Here is a 16,216-nt window from a genome sequence, read left to right as displayed (position 1 = left end):
TCTTAAGTGCGCCTCTATGATCAGAAAACTTTATTTTTCCTATGATTTGATAAGTTTTCCAAATCGAGCTGCCCGATGCCTGCCCTGCCTGACCTGTCCATCGCGCATTACCGGCACTTCCTGCTGGTGGCCGAGCTGCGCAGTTTCCGCGCGGCCGCCGCCCGGGCCTTCCGCTCGCAGCCGGCGCTGTCCTTGTCCATCCGCGAAATGGAGCAGCGCCTGGGCCAACCGCTGTTCGAACGCGGCAACCGCAATACGCTGACGCGCTTCGGACAAGATTGCCTGCCGCTGGCGCGCGAACTGGTCGAACATCACGACCGCGTGGCGGGCGCGCTGTCCGGGCTGGCCAACAACGGCGCCGGCACCCTGACGATGGCGTCCGTCGCCACGGTGGCCACGCACTGGCTGCCGGAACTGGTGGCGTCCTACCGCGAACACTACCCGGCGGTGGCGCTGCGCCTGTTCGACGACAACTCCGAAGGCGTCGAGCGCATGGTGCTGTCGGGCGAAGTCGAGCTGGGCGTGTGCAGTCCGGTGCTGCAAGACCGCCGCTTGTCGTTCGAGCCGTTGCTGCGTGACGCCTTCGGCCTGGTCTGCCATCGCGGCCATCCGCTGGCGGGGCGCAAATCGGTGACCTGGCGCGAGATCGCCGGCTTGCCGCTGGTGGGCACCGTGGCGCACCGCCAGCTTGCCGGCTATCCGCAGGCGGCTTTCATGATGGACCGCCAGGTGTTCGTGTCCAACATGATGTCGCTGCTGGCCATGCTGGAACGCGGCGTGGGCGTGACGGTGCTGGCGCGGCTGGGGGTGCCGCCGGACTCGACGGGCCTGGCGTTCGTGCCGCTGTCCCGGCCGCGCATCGAACGCGAACTGGGCATCACCCGGCTGGCCGGGCGCAGCTTGTCTCCGGCAGCGGCGCGCATGGAAGACATGCTGCGGGCGAAGGCGGTGCGAGGTGGGCGCAGTGTCGCTTGAAACCAACGCATTTGTGCGGTTTCCGAGGCTAAAGCCGGGCCTTTCAATGCTCGACTGTTGCGCAATTGCATACCGCGCGGATCGTCGTTGATTCTTCCCTGGCGGCTCTTTAGAGTGCGTGATGTTTGCTGCGCGAAGGGCGTGCCGATGTGATCGGCGCGACGCGTCGACAGACGTGTTGAGGAAGACATGAGCAGTGTGTATTTGCGTTCGGCCGGCATCGCCTGCGCCGTTCTGGTCCTGGCCGGTTGCGTAGCCAGAAAGCCCGCCGTCATCACCGAGGCCCAGCCTGCGGACCCCCCCAAGCCGGTGGCTTGCGTACCCGCCCAAAGCGGCGATCCGATGATCGGCACGTGGTTGTCGAACTCGAAACCCCGTGACGTCAGCGGCGACTTGCAATCGCTGATCGTGTTGTCCGCCGATGGCACGATGGCCTACGAAACCCTGCTGAAGATCGGTCGCAAGGCGCGGCCCGCGCTGCGCGAGACCGGCTGCTGGACGGTGGCGGACGGCATCTACACGATGCGGACCACCAAGTCCGCCGGCGAACTGGTGGACGCGAACGATCCGATCTACCTGAACCGCTACCGCGTCGAAAAGGTCGAGAAGACCAAGCTGACGCTGCGCGAACTGAAGACCGGCGGCCAGGTCGTCACCGCGCGCCGCATGCCCACGGGCTACCGGCTGCCTTATTGACTATTGCGCCGTGACTGTTGCGCCGGGCGGACATTCCCCCTGGCGGCTTCGCCAAGACGGCCGGGCTGCGGTAAGGTGCGGGCTTCGACTTTCCCCCTTGCCGCCTGCCTTCCATGCCCGCCATGTCTTCCGAAGCACGCGCCATTGCGCTGCTTGCCCTGGCTGCTTTCGTCAGCGCCAGCGCCTTCCGCATCTGTGATCCCATGCTGCCGCAACTGGCGGCGGAATTCGGCACCACCACCGGCCAGGCCGCGCGTGCCGTGACGGCATTCGCGGTGGCCTATGGGGTGCTGCAAATGTTCTTCGGACCGGTGGGTGACCGCTACGGCAAGTACCGCGTCGTCAGTGTGGCGACCGTGGCTTGCGCGCTGGGCAGCGCGGGCGCCGTCATGGCCGAATCCCTGGATGTGCTGGTGCTTTGCCGTGCGCTGTCGGGCGCGGCGGGGGCGGGCATCGTGCCGCTGTCCATGGCCTGGATCGGCGACAACGTGCCGTACGAACGCCGCCAGGCGACGCTGGCGCGTTTTTTGACCGGCACCATCCTGGGCATGTCGGCCGGGCAACTGGCCGGCGGCTTGTTCGCGGACACCATCGGCTGGCGCTGGGCGTTTGCGGCGCTTGTCGTGGGATATCTGACCGTGGGCGTGTTGCTGCATCTGGAAGTGCGGCGCCAGCGGGCGTCCGGCTTCGGCCGGGTGGACGCGGGCGCGGTCAAGCAGGGCTTCGTGGCGCAGGCGCGGCTGGTGTTGGGCACGTCGTGGGCTCGGATCGTGCTGGCGACGGTCTTCGCGGAAGGCCTGCTGGTGTTCGGGGCGCTGGCGTTCGCGCCGTCGTATCTGCATGAACGCTTCGATATCTCGCTGACGGCGGCGGGCGCGCTCGTGGCGGTGTACGCCGTGGGCGGGCTGATTTATACGGTGGTGGCCGGCCGCATCCTCAAGCGCCTGGGCGAACGCGGCCTGGCGATCGCCGGCGGCCTGGTGCTGAGCGTCGCCTTCCTGTCCTACCTGCTGGGCCCCGTCTGGATGTGGAGCCTGCTTGCCAGCGTGCTGGCCGGCTTCGGCTACTACCTGCTGCACGCCACGCTGCAGACCAATGCGACGCAGATGGTGCCATCGGCCCGCGGCACCGCCGTGGCCTGGTTCGCGTCCTGCCTGTTCATGGGGCAGGCGGCGGGCGTGGCCCTGGCGGGCGCGGTGGTGGACGAGATCGGCGCGGGTGCGCTGTTCGGCGGATCGGCCGTGCTCTTGCCGCTGCTGGGCGCGTTCTTCGCACGGGCGTTGAAGGCGCGGGCGGCGATTCAACAGGCTTGAAACGACGCGGGCCCGGCGCATCCTGGGATGCGCCGGGCCCGTGGCCGGTATGCCGCGCGGGTTAGATCGCGGCCAGGCGGGCCAGTACCGTCTGCTTGCCCAGCAGGGCCAGCACGGCGTCGACGGCGGGCGTCTGCGTCTGGCCGGTGACGGCCACGCGCAGCGGGATGGCCAGTTGCGGCATCTTCAGGCCGCGGTCGGCCAGCACGGCCTTGATCAGCGTCGAGATGGCTTCGCGGGTCCAGTCGGTGTCCTGCGCGCGCTGGGCGAAATCGGCCAGCGCTTCGCGCGCCGGCGCGGTCAGGTGCTGTTCGACGAGTTCGGCCGCGGCGGGCTTGAACTCGGCGCAGAACAGCATGGCGCCGTCCGCCAGCTGCTCCAGCGTTTCAGCGCGGTCTTTCAAGAGGCCCATGACGCCCGGCAGGTCGATTTTTTCCGGATAGCCGCCACGGTTGGCCACGCGCGGGGCCACGCGCTCGGCCAGTTCCGCGTTGTCCATCTGCTTGATGTAGTGGGCGTTGACCCAATTCAGCTTCTTCGGATCCCATTGCGAGGCCGACTTCGACAGGTGCTTGGTGTCGAACCACGACACCAGTTGCTCGCGCGAGAAGAGCTCGTCGTCGCCGTGGCTCCAGCCCAGGCGGGCCAGGTAGTTGATCATGGCCTCGGGCAGGTAGCCGTCGTTGTCGTACTCCATGACGTTGACCGCGCCGTGGCGCTTGGACAGCTTTTCGCCGTCCGGGCCCAGGATCATCGGCACGTGGCCGTATTCGGGCAGGGTCGCGCCCAGCGCGCGCAGGATGTTGATCTGGCGCGGGGTGTTGTTGACGTGGTCATCGCCGCGCAGGACGTGGGTGATGCCCATGTCCCAGTCATCGACCACCACGCAGAAGTTGTAGGTGGGCGTGCCATCCGGGCGCGCGATGATCAGGTCGTCCAGTTCGGTGTTGTCGAAGCTGATCGTGCCCTTGACCATGTCGTTCCAGGAGGTGGCGCCTTCCTGGGGGTTCTTGAAGCGCACGACGGGCTTGCGGCCGTCGGGGATGGCGGGCAGCGTCTTGCCCGGTTCCGGGCGCCAGGTGCCGTCGTAGCGCGGCTTGTCGCCGCGGGCGCGGGCGGCCTCGCGCATGGCTTCCACTTCTTCGGGCGAGCTGTAGCAGTGGTAGGCGGTGCCGGCGGCCAGCATCTGCGCGACCACTTCACGGTAGCGGTCCATGCGCTGCATCTGGTAGAAGGGGCCTTCGTCGGGCTGCATGCCCAGCCATTCCATGCTGTCCAGAATGGCCTGCACCGCTTCCGGCGTGGAGCGTTCGACGTCCGTGTCTTCGATGCGCAGCACGAACGTGCCTTGGTGATGGCGCGCGAAGGCCCAGGAGAACAGCGCGGTGCGCGCGCCGCCCAAGTGCAAAAAGCCCGTGGGCGAAGGCGCGAAACGGGTACGAATGGGGGAGGAGGCGTTGGAGGTCATAGGTGGCAATGATAGCGGCTGCGGCGCCACAAAGCGGCGTCAGGCAGGGTCCATAGCAAGCGGACGACGGGATTGTCTTGTTACGATGAACGGTATTTTAGATTAGGGCCCGACTAGCGCCTGCTCCTCCCTATGCTGCGACACGCTCTTGCCCCGATGTTCGAACCCGGCTCACTGGTGATCGTTGCCGATCGGCCCCTGCCGGCGACGGGTTCGCTGTCGCCCGCGCTCAAGGCGAAAACCACCGTGGTGGCCTGCGAAACCGGGGCCGCGCCAGAACTGCCCTCGGCCCTGCAAGGGCTGGCGCCCGGCGAGCGGCCTGATCTGGCCCTGGTTTGCGTATCCCCGGCGGTGTTGCCGGAAACGCTGCGGCGCCTGGCGCCGCTGGCGCCGCGCTCGGTGATCCTGTTGCCCCACGAACTGCCCGATCCGTATCCGCGCGGCACGCTGGCCCTTTGCCGGGCCTGGGCCGAAGAGAACCGCTGCGAATTGCTGGGGCCGCGCTCGTTCGGCGCCCAGCGTCCCCATGCCGGCCTGAACTTCAGCCAGCACCCGGTGCTGGCGCGCGCCGGCCGCGTCGCGCTGCTGGCGCAGTCGCGCTCGATCATGGCGGCGGTCATGGATTGGGCCGAAGACGTGCACATCGGATTTTCCACCGCCGTGTCGCTGGGCGACGAAGCGGTGGTGGGGCTGTCGAACGTGCTGGACTACCTGGCCAGCGACCCGCGCACCGACAGCATAGTGCTCTACCTGGAAGACGTGGGCCCGGCCCGCGAATTCATGAGCACGCTGCGCGCCGCCGCCAGCGTCAAGCCGGTCATCGTCCTGAAAGCCGGCCGTTCCGACGCCGACAGCGCCGATGCCATTTTCGACGCCGCCTTGCGCCGCGCGGGCGCAGTGCGGGTGCGCTACTTCGTGCAGCTGTTCTCGGCCGTGAAGGTGCTGGGCTACACGCGGCGTCCCAAGGGCCGGCGCGTGGCGCTGATCTCCAACGGCAACGGCCCCCCGCAGCTGGCCATGGACCTGATCGGCCCCGACGCCGCCGTGCTGCGCGCCGATCTGGCGCCCGCCACGCGGCGCACGCTGGAAGCCATGCTTGAGCCGGACGCCGTCAGCGCCAATCCCGTCATCACCTATATGCCGATGACCCCGGAGCGCATCCGCGCCATCCTGGAGGCGGTGCTGGACGACCCGGGCGTGGACGGCGTGCTGGTGCTGCTGGCGCCCGACGCGCTGGCCGACATGCCCGCCGTCGCGCGCGAATTGGCGCTGATTGCGCCCAAGGCGAAAAAGCCCGTCGTCACCTGCTTCATGGGCGACGCCGGCATGCGGCCCCTGCGACGCATGCTGGACGACGCGGGCACGTCCGCCTTCCGCACACCGGAATCCGCCGCCGATGCGTTCGGCGTGCTGGCGTCGCACCACTACAACCAGCAACTGCTACTGCAGACGCAGCCGCAAGAGCCCCCCAGCCACGTGCCCGATCTGGCCGCCGCGCGCGATGTCATCGCACGGGTGCGCGCCGACTGCCGGCGCGAACTGAACACGTCCGAGATCCGCACCCTGCTGGGCCTGTTCTACGTGCCGCTGCGCGACATGCCGGTGGACGTGGCCGCGGTCGAGCCCGAATCCCGCCCCATGGCGATCCGCGTGCGGCGCGATCCGCAATTCGGTCCGGTCATCCGCTTTGGCGCAGGCGGTCCCGACGCGATGCTGTCCGCGTCCGACCGCGGCATGGACCTGCCGCCGCTCAATGGCTTCCTGGCCCGGCAACTGATCGAACGCAGCCGGCTGTGGCGCCGCGTGCTGGCGCCGCGCATCGGCCATATCGCGGCCGAATCCCTGCAGCAGGCCGTGGTGCTGGTGTCTGAAATGGTGTCTGAACTGCCCGACATCGAAACCCTGGACATCGACCCGCTCTACGCCGGTGAAACGCATCTGCGCGCCGGCGGCCTGCGCCTGTTGCTGACCGAGACACCGGGCTGCGAAACGCCGCAGACCTCCGGCTATCCGCACATGGCCATCCACCCGTATCCGACCCGTCTGGTGCAAGTGCGCCGATTTAGCGACGGCATCCCGTGGGTGTTGCGCCCGATCCGCCCGGAAGATGGCGAGGCGCTGCAGGAATTCATCCGCGGCTTGTCGGAACGTTCGCGCTACATGCGCTTCGTGTCGATGATGCGCGAGCTGACCCCGCGCATGGTGTCGCGCTACACCCAGGTGGACTACCACCGCGAATTGGCCCTGGTGGCGGCGACGCAAGTGCCCAACCCGGCCAACCGCGGCCATCCGCGCGAAGTCATCGTGGGGTTTGCGCACTACCTGCGCAATCCTGATGGGCGGGGGGCGGAATACGCGCTGGTGATCGGCGACGACTGGCAGCGGCGCGGCCTGGGCCGCCAGCTGATGACGGCGCTGATCGATGCGGCGCGCGAGCAGGGTCTGGAGTACATCGACGGCCTGGTGCTGTCGACGAACCGGCCCATGCTGGCGCTGATGACCCGCCTGGGCTTCACCAACGACGCCGACCCCGAAGACCCGACGATGCGCCGGGTGTGGCTGGGTCTTGCCTGATCCCGCGCGGGATCAGGCCGCCGTCAGTCAGGCGGTCTTCCTGGCCGCCTGGCGGGGCGTCAGCCGCGACGCCGCTTCATCCACCGACAACACGTCGCCAAAGAACAGCATCCAGCCATAGAGCGAATGCTCGTGCTCGGCGGGCGTGACTGCGGCCAGCGCGTCGTCCACCATGATCGTGCGGAAGTCCCGCATCATGGCGTCGCGCGCCGTGGATTCGCAGCACACGTTGGTGACGGTGCCGGCGATCAGCAGCGTGTCCACGCCCCGCCCGCGCAGCAGGGGTTCCAGCTCGGACGAGCCGGGCGCCATCGCGCTGTAGAAGCGCTTGACCACGCGCAGGTCCGACGCGTGCGCATGCAGGTCCGGGTGCAGTTGGAAGCCGGGGGAATCGCGGCGCAGCGTTTCAAGCCGGCGGGCGCTGCGTTCCGGCGTCAGCATCACGCCATGGTGGTGCGACCAGAAGGCGTCGGCATTGTCCGAGGCCGTCTGCACCCAGACGACCGTTCCGCCGGCTGCGCGCACGGCGTCGCACAGGCGGTTCACCGGCGCGATGATCTCGCGCGCCGGCGCGCATTCGCCCTGGTAGCCGGGCAGCGTGAAGTACTGCTGCATGTCCACCACGACCACCGCCGTGCGGGCGGCGGGCAGTTCGTCGTACGGATGCAGGCAGCCCTGCCGGGCCACGACGCGGTCCTGTACCCATTGCGGGAATTCCATGGTCGTTCCTTATCCGTAGCGCCGCGCCACGGCGGCTTCGACGCGGTAGATGATCAGATACATCACGCTGGAGATCAGCGCCAACATGGCGATGGCGGTCATGACGATGTTCAGCTTGAACACCTGGCTGCCGTTCATGATGAGGAAGCCCAGGCCGGAATCCGCTGACTGGAATTCGCCCACGATGACGCCCACCAGCGCCAGGCCGATGTTCATCTTCACCGCCGCGATCAGGGTGGGCACGCTGCCGGGCAGCACCACCTTGGTCAGCACCTGCCAGCGGCTGGCGCCGAACGTGTGGGCCAGCTTGACCTTGTTCAGGTCGATGCCGCGAAAGCCCGCATACACCACCATGATGGTGACGAACACCGCAATGGCCACGGCCATGCCGTACACGGCGTAATCCGACCCCAGCCACAGGTAGAAGATCGGCACGAAGGCGATCTTGGGCATGGCGTTGGCCACCACCAGGAACGGGTCGAGTACCTTGTACAGGAACTCCGACCACCACAGCGCGGCGGCCACCACGATGCCGATCGCCATGCTCAGGGTGAAGCCGACCAGCGTGGCCGATAGCGTGGTCATGATGTGTTTGCCCAGGTGGCCGTTGTTCCACAGTTCGATGAAGGTGGGCCACAGCGCGCTGGGGTAGCTGGTCAGCAGCGGATTCAGGACGTGCATGCGCGGCAGGATCTCCCACGCGCACAGGAAGACCACCAGCAGCAGCGCCTGCGTCAGGCGAATGTTACGTTTGCGGGCGCGGTCGCGGCGCAGGTAGTCCAGGTATCTGGCGCTGGGCGCGGGCACGGCGCGCAGCGGGACGGTATTGGTGATGGGTGCATTCATGGGTCAACCCTCCACGTGGACGTCCAGCTCATCCCAGAGCTGTTTGAAGTAAGTGTTGAATTCCGGCCGCGAGCGCGCCTGGAAGGGCGTGGGACGCGCGCCGTCACCGTAGTGGATGCGGTATTGGCTTTTCAGGCGACCGGGCCGGCGCGACAGCACGATCACGCGGTCCGTCATCGCGATGGCCTCGCCGATGTCGTGCGTGACCAGCACCACGGTCTTGCCTTCGCGCCGCAGGATGTCCACGACTTCGTCCGAGATTGCCAGCCGCGTCTGCGAATCCAGCGCCGAGAACGGCTCGTCCAGCAGGATCACGTCCGGCTCGGTCACCAGCGTGCGCGCCAACGCGGCGCGCTGCCGCATGCCGCCCGACAATTGCCGAGGCGTGTGCGACAGGAAGGCGCCCAGCCCGCACTTTTCCAGCAGATGCACGGCGCGCGCCTCGCTGCGCGCGTCGCGCCGGCCCTGGATCTCGGCGCCCAGCATCACGTTGTCCAGGATGGTGCGCCATTCGAACAGGTAGTCCTGCTGCAGCATGTAGCCGATGCGCGGATTGGGCTTGGTCACGCCCTGGCCATCGATCATCACGGCGCCCGAAGTCGGCGGAATCAGCCCGGCGATCAGAGACAGCAGGGTGCTTTTGCCGCACCCGCTTTGCCCGATCAGGCTGACGAATTCGCCCGGCGCCAGCGTGAACGACACGTTAGATAGCGCCTCGGTTTCGCCCTCGGTCGTGAAGTACGACAGGCAGACGTCGCGCAGCTCGATCTTCGCCGTGGCGGCGGCGGGCTTCAGGTTATGGACGGCGGCTCCCATCACGGCGCCTTTTTGGCGAAGTCGGCCACCACCACGTCTTCATACTTCACGCGGGCGGTGTCCTTCATGACGGCGCTGGCGATCAGCATGTCCTGCAGTTTCGCCATGGCCTCGGCCGTCACCAGCGGCGACGTCTTCCAGATCTGGTATTGCTTGTAGCGTTCGATCGCTTCGGTCACCGCGCCCGGGTCCATGCCGGGGAAAAACGTCATGATCTGCGGGGTCAGTGTGGCGGCGGGCGTGTCCTTCACGTACTTCTCGGCGCGCGCGACGACGTCGGTCCAGGCCTGGATGACCTTGGGGTTGTCACGAATGTACTTGTCGGTGGCGGTGAAGACGGTGTAGTCCACCTGGCCCACTTCATGGCCGACGGAAGCCACGATATAACCCTTGCCGTTACGCACGAGTTCCCCGGCCTCGGGCTCCAGGAAGATGCCGTATTCGCCCTGGCCCGCCATCCACGCCCCGGCGCGCGCCGGGATGCCGATGTTGTTCAGCAGTTTCACGTCTTTCTGAGGGTCCAGGCCGTGCTTGCGCAACGCGGTTTCCAGAAACACGATGGGGTTGGACCCGGGGCGAAAGCCGATGATGTCCTTGCCCTTGAGCATCGACCAGTCGAACTTGTCGATGGGTTTGCGCGCCAGCAGGAAAAAGCCGTCGGTGGCCGTCAATCCGGCGAAGATCTTCGGCTTGACGGGCGATTCGCTGTTTTGCACATAGATGGACGCCTCGGGTCCGATCAGCACGATGTCGGCGCTGCCCGACAACAGGGCCGTCATGCCCTTGTCCGTGCCCTGGGAGGTTTTCATGGACACGTCCAGCCCGGCGTCCTTGAAGTAGCCCTGCGACAGGGCCACGTACTTGGGCACGTAGAGGATGGAGCGCACCACCTCTTCGTAGCGGACCTTCACGGGGGGATTCAGGGCTTCGGCCTGGGCGGCCAGCGGGGCAAGCAGCGCAAGCAGCGCCGCGCCCGTCAGGCGGGGCAATGGCAAGGATTTCACGGGACTTTCTCCTGCGTCTTGTATGGCACGCCGCAACCCGGCGCAACACGGCCAATGGGATGGAATCGACAACAACAACAGGGAAGCCCGAACGATCGCTGCCCGGGCCGTAAGGCATGGATCGGATACTATATTCAATACAAGTGGGCGACAAGTATTTTGGGATTGGCGTTTTTCTCTATGGACGAGCGCCAGCCCAGCCCGGAAAATTCAGGGCTGGAATACCGCTTGGTATACAAGATTGGATTTTTCGGGGCGGGCAGGGCGCGCCGCCCGAAACCCGCTTCAGGCCAGGACGTCGTTTAGGAAGCGCGAGATGTCGGCCACTTCTTCGGCGCAGACAGAATGCGGCATCGGGTACGTGTGCCAGCGCACGTCGTAGCCCAGCCGTTTCAGTTCGGCCAGCGACGCCTCGGCGCGCGCCAGCGACACGACCGGGTCGTACTGGCCGTGGGCCATGAAGATGGGCGTGGCGTTGTTGGCGCTGTTGCGTTCGGTTTGCGCCGTGTCCACCAGCGGCAGGTAACCCGACAACGCCATCATGCCCGCGAGCTTTTCAGGCAGGCGCAGGCCCGTGTGCAGCGTCATGGCGCTGCCTTGCGAAAACCCGGCCAGCACGATGTTCGACGTGGGGATGCCTCTGGCGTTTTCCCGCGCGATCAGCTTGTGGATGGCGGCTTCGGACGCCCGAATGCCCTTGGCGTCTTCCACGCGCACCAGGTCCATCACAAGGATGTCGTACCACGACCGCATCGCCATGCCGTTGTTGATCGTTACGCGCTGCACCGGCGCGTTGGGGAACACGAAGCGCACCCCCAGGCCCGCGGGCAGGTCCAGTTCCGGGACGATGGGCGCGAAGTCATTGCCGTCGGCGCCCAAGCCGTGCAGCCAGATCACGGCGTGCGTGGGATGGGGGGCGGTTTCGATCTCGATGCAATCGAGCAGGTCAGTAGATGCGTTCATGGACGGCCGGCGGCAAAAAAACAGGGAAGGGGATCAGAGCGTCAGGGTCTTTAACGCCTGGAACAGCGCGCGATAGTGCTTCTTCTGCGGCTCCTGCCCCTGCAGCAGCGCGGCGTTGCCCAGCTTTTCCTTGCGCGCGGCGCGGATCAGCGTGCGCAATTGCTGCGCATCGGCCTGGGGGTTGTTCGCCAGCAGCTTGGTCAGCAGGTCGTCGTCGTCCAGCAGGCGGTCGCGCAGCGTTTCCAGCCGGTGCATCGCGGCGGTTTCTTCACGCGAGCCGTTTTCCCAGACGTCAAGCTGGGCGCGGATCTCGTCCGCGGGGGCGTCGCGCATCAGCTTGCCCACGAAATGGACTTGCCGGCGGCGGCCTTCGCGGCCGGTCGTGCGCTGCGCCATGCGGATCGCTTCATAGAGGCGTTCGGCCAGCGGCAGTTGCTTGAGGCGTTCGGGGGACAGTTCGATCAGCTGTTTGCCCAGGTCCAGCAAGGCGTGCATTTCACGCTTGACCTGGGACTTGCTGGGACGGTCGTAGCCGTTTTCATCGTAACCGTCGTCGACGGATTCTTCTTCAGTATGGGAATTCATGGAAAACTGCGCGTTGACAGACTTGGCTATGATAACCGTCTCTGCAAATTGGACAGCAATGGTTAAATCCTCCTCATCCTTGCCGCTGGCGGCGAATCACGCGCGTTTTTCCGAACTCGTCGAACAAACCCTCGCCTACGCGCGCCAGATCGGCGCCTCGGACGCCGCGGCGGAAGTCTCGGAAAGCCTGGGCCTGTCGGTCTCGGTCCGAAAGAACGACATCGAAACCGTTGAGCAGACGCGCGACCGCTCGCTGGACCTGACGGTCTACGCCGGGCAGAGCCGCGGGTCCGCCTCGACCTCCGACTTCTCCGAAGCGGCCTTGCGCCAGACGGTCGAAGCCGCGTGGCACATCGCGCGCCATACCGCCGCCGATCCGGCCGCCGGCCTGCCTGACGCCGACCAGCTGGCCACCGAATTCCCCGATCTGGATCTGCACCGCGCCTGGAGCGTGTCCACCGAAGAGGCCGCCGAACTCGCCTTGCGCGCCGAGCGCGCCGCGCGCGACGTCGATCCGCGCATCACCAATACCGATGGCGCCACCGTGGGCACCTACGAAGGCCAGTTCGTGATGGGCAACACCCGGGGCTTCCTGGGCGGCTACCCATATTCGCGCCACAGCCTGTCCGTGGCCCCCATCGCGGGCCGCGGCAACGGCATGCAGCGCGACTACTGGTACACCTCCGAACGCGATCCGGCCAAACTGGCGTCGCCCGAGGCCATCGGACGCTACGCCGCCGAGCGCACGCTGAGCCGCTTGTCGGCCCGCCGCATCCGCACCGGCAAGTTCCCCGTCTTGTTCGAAGCGCCGCTGGCGCTGGGGCTGGTCGGCGCGCTGACCCAGGCCGTCAATGGCGGTGCGCTCTACCGCAAGGCCAGCTTCCTGGTGGACTCGCTGGGCAAGCCGATCTTCCCCAAGCACATCAACCTGACCGAAGACCCCCACATCCCGGGCGGCATGGGCAGCTCGCCGTTTGACGACGAAGGCGTGCGCACGCGCCGCCGCAACGTGGTGTCGGCTGGCGTGCTGGAAGGCTATTTCCTGTCTTCCTACACGGCCCGCAAACTGGGCATGGCCACCACCGGCAACGCCGGCGGCTCGCACAACCTGGTGTTCAGCTCCACGCTGACCAAGCGCGGCGACAACTTCGAAGCCATGCTGAAGAAGCTGGGCACGGGATTCCTCGTCACCGAACTGATCGGGCAGGGCGTCAACTACGTTACCGGCGATTATTCGCGCGGCGCGTTCGGCTACTGGGTGGAAAACGGCAAGATCCAGCATGCCGTCCAGGAAATCACCATCGCCGGCAACCTTGCCGACATGTTCCAGCAGATCGTCGCCGTGGGCGCTGACACCATTTCGCGCGGCACCAAGACCACGGGTTCGATCCTGATCGAGCAAATGGCTATCGCGGGGACTTGATCCCGCCCGACGCGCGGGCGGCCGCCGCCGCCGCGCGTCTTCGCATTTCCCCGTCTTTGCATTCCCTTACCGGCTCGGGAATTCCTCTAGCGATCCCAACCCCCGCCAGCGTGTAATATCCGGCGGGTATTGCTCGAAGTCCCAGGAGTTGCTGTAAGGAGCAAAGAGAGATGCAACGACGTTCATTCTTGAAGCACGCCGGACTCGGCGCCGTCGCCACGGGAGCCGCCGTCAGCACGCCTGCGTTCGCGCAGGACATGCCGTCCGTGAGCTGGCGCCTGTCGTCTGCCTTTCCTGCCGCCCTGGACTTGCGCATTGGCGCCGGCGAGCATTTCTGCAAATTCGTCTCGGAAGCCACGGGCGGCAAGTTCAACATCCGCCATTTCCCCGAAGGCGAGATCGCGCCGGCATCCGACCTGCTTGAAACCGTCTCCACCGGCAAGGTGGAATGCGGCCATGGCTCGTCCCGTTTCCTCTTCGCCAAGAATCCCGCCTTTTGCTTCGACGCCGCCGTGCCCTTCGGCTTGAACGCGCGCCAGATGAATGCCTGGATGAGCGAAGGCGACGGCTTGCGCCTGACCCGCGAACTCTTCAAGCCGGAAAAGATCATCAACTTCCCGCTGGGCAACACCGGCGCGCAGATGGGCGGCTGGTACACCCGGGAAATCAAGCGGCTGGCTGACTTGAAAGACCTGAAGATGCGGGTGAGCGGGCTGGCCGCCGACGTGCTTGGACGCATGGGCGTGTCCCCGCAGGCCGATCCGGCCAAGCCGCTGGCCGAGGCTTTCGAGAAAGACGGCCTGCAAGCGGTCGCCGGCGCAGGCGCCTATGACGACGAGAAGCTGGGCCTGAATAAGGTAGCTAAGTATTACTACGCACCCGGCTGGTGGGCAGGCGGCGAACAGTTGTCGCTCTATATCAATGATGAGGCCTGGAACAAGCTGCCCAAGCATTACCAGGCGGTGGTTCAGGCCGCTTCGCTGGCCGCGCATGTGTCCTTGACCGCGCGCTACGACGCCCGCAACCCGGCCGCGCTGGCGCAATTGACGGCAAGCGGCGCGCAAGTGCGCACCTTTCCGCGCGCGATCCTGGACGTGGCGTTCGAAACGACGCAGCAGGCGTATCAGGACTTGGCCGCCAAAGACCCGAAGTTCAAGGTCATACACGACAGTTACATGGGCTTTCGCGACAGCGAGATGCCGTGGTTCCGCCTGACCGAAAGCGCTTACGGCCAGTACCTGGGCGTGGCGCTGTCGGGCAGGTAGCAGGGAGGTTCGCTGCAGGCTGAACGGCATTCAGCCCAGCGTAGGGTTTTTGCTAGTAATACCGCGTTTTTTACAAAAAAATGGGCGGTTTTCGGGCTTTTCTCGAACCACATTCGAGTTTCGGCCTGATACAAAGGAGTAATATCCCGGGTCTTGACGCGCAATCATGACGCCTTTAGGCGGCATAAGACGTCAATCCGGCGGGATTACACCAGCCCGGATTACCAATATTCCGAGACAGACTTTAAGGTGGTATCAACCATGCAATCCAAGACCAAGAAGCTGCTGGCCGCGCTGATCGCCGCCGGTATCGTCCCGGCTGCGAACGCGGCTGACATCAAGCTGGGTGTGGCGGAAGCCCTGTCCGGCGGCGCCGCGCAGTACGGCGTGTCGATCCGCAACGGTTTCCAGCTTGCCGCTGATGAAATCAACGCTGCGGGCGGTATCAACGGCAACAAGCTCGTGCTGGTGGTCGAGGACGAACAAGGCAAGAAAGAAGAAGCCATCAACGTCTTCAAGAAACTGATCTTCAAGGACAACGTCCTGATGGTCTTCGGCCCGACGCTGTCGAACTCGGCCCAAGCCGCCGACCCGATCGCCCAAGCCGCCAAGACGGTCGCCTTCGGCACGTCCAACACCGCCGACGGCATCACCTCCATCGGCAACTACGTGTTCCGCAACTCGGTCACCGAAGCCGACGTGCTGCCGGCCACCATCTCCACCGTCAAGGCCAAGACCGGCCTGAAGAACGTGGCGGTGCTCTACGGCAACGACGACGTCTTCACCAAGAGCGGCTACGACAACTTCAAGAAGGCCCTGGAAGACCAGAAGATCCCGGTCACCACGACCGAAACGTTCGCCAAGGGCGACGTGGACTTCAAGGCCCAGCTGACCAAGATCAAGGGCACCAACCCCGACGCCATCGTGCTGTCCGCACTGCTGGCAGAAGGCGCCCCGATCATGGTGCAAGCCCGCCAACTGGGCCTGAATGTGCCCGTCATCGGCGGCAACGGCATGAACTCGGTCAAGATTTTCGACCTGGCCCCTGGCGGCGCATCGAACAATCTGTGGATCGGCAGCCCGTGGTCGATCGAGAACAAGGCTCCCGAGAACGTCAAGTTCATCGACGCCTACAAGGCCAAGTTCAACGGTTCGCCCGACCAGTTCGCCGCCCAGTCGTATGACGCCATGTACATCGTGGCCCAGGCGCTGAAGAACACCAAGATCACCGGCGAACTGCCCAAGGACCGCGCTGCCCTGCGCGATGCCCTGCCTTCCGTGACCTGGACCGGCGCCACCGGCCCGTTCAAGTTCCGTCAAGCCAACGACCGCGCCGGCAAGCCCGCCGGCTACGACGCCGACCAGGCGCCGATCGTCAGCGTGACCAAGGACGGCAAGTACGTCATCGAGAAGTAAGCAGTACGCATCCCCGCGCGGGGGGATGCGCCTTGCGGACGGCCCCGGCTGTCCGCAAGGCGCTTTTTATCGTAGGGCCGTCCCAAGACAAAAATGGCCTCCCTCGGGAGAGCCAGACCACGCAGCGGGCGCGTGGAGGCCCTCATAAATCT

14 protein-coding genes are annotated in these 16,216 nt (G+C 65.9%); 7 read left to right on the top strand and 7 right to left on the bottom strand.

The features are described 5' to 3' along the window. Nucleotides 1-75 precede the first annotated feature (75 nt). From HG262_RS15530 to HG262_RS15520, 3 genes are all read left to right on the top strand, one after another. Nucleotides 76-975 carry a LysR family transcriptional regulator gene (locus HG262_RS15530; RefSeq protein WP_169271859.1) on the top strand — a complete coding sequence of 300 codons (900 nt, stop codon included), beginning with the start codon at nucleotides 76-78 and terminating at the stop codon, nucleotides 973-975. Nucleotides 976-1,164: 189 nt separating this feature from the next. Next, entirely contained in the window at nucleotides 1,165-1,671 is a 507-nt protein-coding gene (locus HG262_RS15525) for a hypothetical protein (protein WP_169271858.1), read from the top strand. 113 nt (nucleotides 1,672-1,784) lie between these two features. Further along, nucleotides 1,785-2,984 carry an MFS transporter gene (locus HG262_RS15520; protein WP_169271857.1) on the top strand — a complete coding sequence of 400 codons (1,200 nt, stop codon included), beginning with the start codon at nucleotides 1,785-1,787 and terminating at the stop codon, nucleotides 2,982-2,984. A gap of 61 nt (nucleotides 2,985-3,045) precedes the next feature. Here the strand turns inward: HG262_RS15520 and gltX are convergent, their stop codons facing one another. Continuing rightward, nucleotides 3,046-4,452 carry a glutamate--tRNA ligase gene (gltX, locus tag HG262_RS15515; RefSeq protein ID WP_169271856.1) on the bottom strand — a complete coding sequence of 469 codons (1,407 nt, stop codon included), beginning with the start codon at nucleotides 4,450-4,452 and terminating at the stop codon, nucleotides 3,046-3,048. Between the two features lie 132 nt (nucleotides 4,453-4,584). On the opposite strand from gltX, the gene HG262_RS15510 reads away from it, so the two are divergent. Next, nucleotides 4,585-7,026: a GNAT family N-acetyltransferase gene (locus HG262_RS15510; protein ID WP_169271855.1), complete on the top strand. Its 2,442-nt coding sequence runs from the start codon at nucleotides 4,585-4,587 to the stop codon at nucleotides 7,024-7,026. A 27-nt stretch (nucleotides 7,027-7,053) separates the two neighbouring features. Here HG262_RS15510 and HG262_RS15505 read toward each other — a convergent pair whose 3' ends face one another. The 6 genes from HG262_RS15505 to yjgA form a co-directional block, all read right to left on the bottom strand. After that, nucleotides 7,054-7,746 (bottom strand): isochorismatase family cysteine hydrolase, encoded by a 693-nt coding sequence (locus HG262_RS15505; protein ID WP_169271854.1) that lies wholly within the window; start codon nucleotides 7,744-7,746, stop codon nucleotides 7,054-7,056. Nucleotides 7,747-7,755: 9 nt separating this feature from the next. Then, nucleotides 7,756-8,592 (bottom strand): ABC transporter permease, encoded by an 837-nt coding sequence (locus tag HG262_RS15500; protein WP_169271853.1) that lies wholly within the window; start codon nucleotides 8,590-8,592, stop codon nucleotides 7,756-7,758. A gap of 3 nt (nucleotides 8,593-8,595) precedes the next feature. Beyond that, nucleotides 8,596-9,408 carry an ABC transporter ATP-binding protein gene (locus HG262_RS15495; protein WP_105559318.1) on the bottom strand — a complete coding sequence of 271 codons (813 nt, stop codon included), beginning with the start codon at nucleotides 9,406-9,408 and terminating at the stop codon, nucleotides 8,596-8,598. After that, entirely contained in the window at nucleotides 9,408-10,412 is a 1,005-nt protein-coding gene (locus tag HG262_RS15490; RefSeq protein WP_169271852.1) for an ABC transporter substrate-binding protein, read from the bottom strand. The genes HG262_RS15495 and HG262_RS15490 overlap by 1 nt, the downstream gene beginning before the upstream one ends. A 285-nt stretch (nucleotides 10,413-10,697) precedes the next feature. Beyond that, nucleotides 10,698-11,375: an alpha/beta hydrolase gene (locus HG262_RS15485; RefSeq protein ID WP_169271851.1), complete on the bottom strand. Its 678-nt coding sequence runs from the start codon at nucleotides 11,373-11,375 to the stop codon at nucleotides 10,698-10,700. A gap of 33 nt (nucleotides 11,376-11,408) precedes the next feature. Beyond that, nucleotides 11,409-11,960, bottom strand: coding sequence for a ribosome biogenesis factor YjgA (gene yjgA, locus HG262_RS15480; RefSeq protein WP_169271850.1), 552 nt, complete (start codon nucleotides 11,958-11,960; stop codon nucleotides 11,409-11,411). Between the two features lie 58 nt (nucleotides 11,961-12,018). Here yjgA and pmbA point away from each other — a divergent pair, with 58 nt between their 5' ends. The 3 genes from pmbA (at nucleotide 12,019) to HG262_RS15465 (ending at nucleotide 16,064) form a co-directional block, all read left to right on the top strand. Continuing rightward, nucleotides 12,019-13,383: a metalloprotease PmbA gene (gene pmbA / locus HG262_RS15475; protein WP_169271849.1), complete on the top strand. Its 1,365-nt coding sequence runs from the start codon at nucleotides 12,019-12,021 to the stop codon at nucleotides 13,381-13,383. A gap of 170 nt (nucleotides 13,384-13,553) precedes the next feature. Then, on the top strand, nucleotides 13,554-14,648 hold the full coding sequence (locus HG262_RS15470; RefSeq protein ID WP_169271848.1) for a twin-arginine translocation signal domain-containing protein: 1,095 nt from the start codon (nucleotides 13,554-13,556) through the stop codon (nucleotides 14,646-14,648). A gap of 261 nt (nucleotides 14,649-14,909) precedes the next feature. Beyond that, entirely contained in the window at nucleotides 14,910-16,064 is a 1,155-nt protein-coding gene (locus HG262_RS15465) for an ABC transporter substrate-binding protein (RefSeq protein WP_169271847.1), read from the top strand. Nucleotides 16,065-16,216: the final 152 nt, after the last annotated feature.

Origin of the sequence: Achromobacter sp. Bel, assembly GCF_012928505.1 — a bacterium.
Classification (GTDB): Bacteria; Pseudomonadota; Gammaproteobacteria; order Burkholderiales; family Burkholderiaceae_B; genus Achromobacter.
The sequence above is the reverse complement of the archived record's forward strand: the minus strand, read 5'-3'. Positions and strand labels throughout refer to the sequence as shown.

Excerpts from the sequence above, each read along its gene's own strand:
- HG262_RS15530 (WP_169271859.1), top strand. The coding sequence starts at position 76 with ATGCCTGCCCTGCCTGACCTGTCCATCGCGCATTACCGGCACTTCCTG.
- HG262_RS15525 (WP_169271858.1), top strand. The coding sequence starts at position 1,165 with ATGAGCAGTGTGTATTTGCGTTCGGCCGGCATCGCCTGCGCCGTTCTG.
- HG262_RS15520 (WP_169271857.1), top strand. The coding sequence starts at position 1,785 with ATGCCCGCCATGTCTTCCGAAGCACGCGCCATTGCGCTGCTTGCCCTG.
- gltX (WP_169271856.1), bottom strand. The coding sequence starts at position 4,452 with ATGACCTCCAACGCCTCCTCCCCCATTCGTACCCGTTTCGCGCCTTCG.
- HG262_RS15510 (WP_169271855.1), top strand. The coding sequence starts at position 4,585 with ATGCTGCGACACGCTCTTGCCCCGATGTTCGAACCCGGCTCACTGGTG.
- HG262_RS15505 (WP_169271854.1), bottom strand. The coding sequence starts at position 7,746 with ATGGAATTCCCGCAATGGGTACAGGACCGCGTCGTGGCCCGGCAGGGC.
- HG262_RS15500 (WP_169271853.1), bottom strand. The coding sequence starts at position 8,592 with ATGAATGCACCCATCACCAATACCGTCCCGCTGCGCGCCGTGCCCGCG.
- HG262_RS15495 (WP_105559318.1), bottom strand. The coding sequence starts at position 9,408 with ATGGGAGCCGCCGTCCATAACCTGAAGCCCGCCGCCGCCACGGCGAAG.
- HG262_RS15485 (WP_169271851.1), bottom strand. The coding sequence starts at position 11,375 with ATGAACGCATCTACTGACCTGCTCGATTGCATCGAGATCGAAACCGCC.
- yjgA (WP_169271850.1), bottom strand. The coding sequence starts at position 11,960 with ATGAATTCCCATACTGAAGAAGAATCCGTCGACGACGGTTACGATGAA.
- pmbA (WP_169271849.1), top strand. The coding sequence starts at position 12,019 with ATGGTTAAATCCTCCTCATCCTTGCCGCTGGCGGCGAATCACGCGCGT.
- HG262_RS15470 (WP_169271848.1), top strand. The coding sequence starts at position 13,554 with ATGCAACGACGTTCATTCTTGAAGCACGCCGGACTCGGCGCCGTCGCC.
- HG262_RS15465 (WP_169271847.1), top strand. The coding sequence starts at position 14,910 with ATGCAATCCAAGACCAAGAAGCTGCTGGCCGCGCTGATCGCCGCCGGT.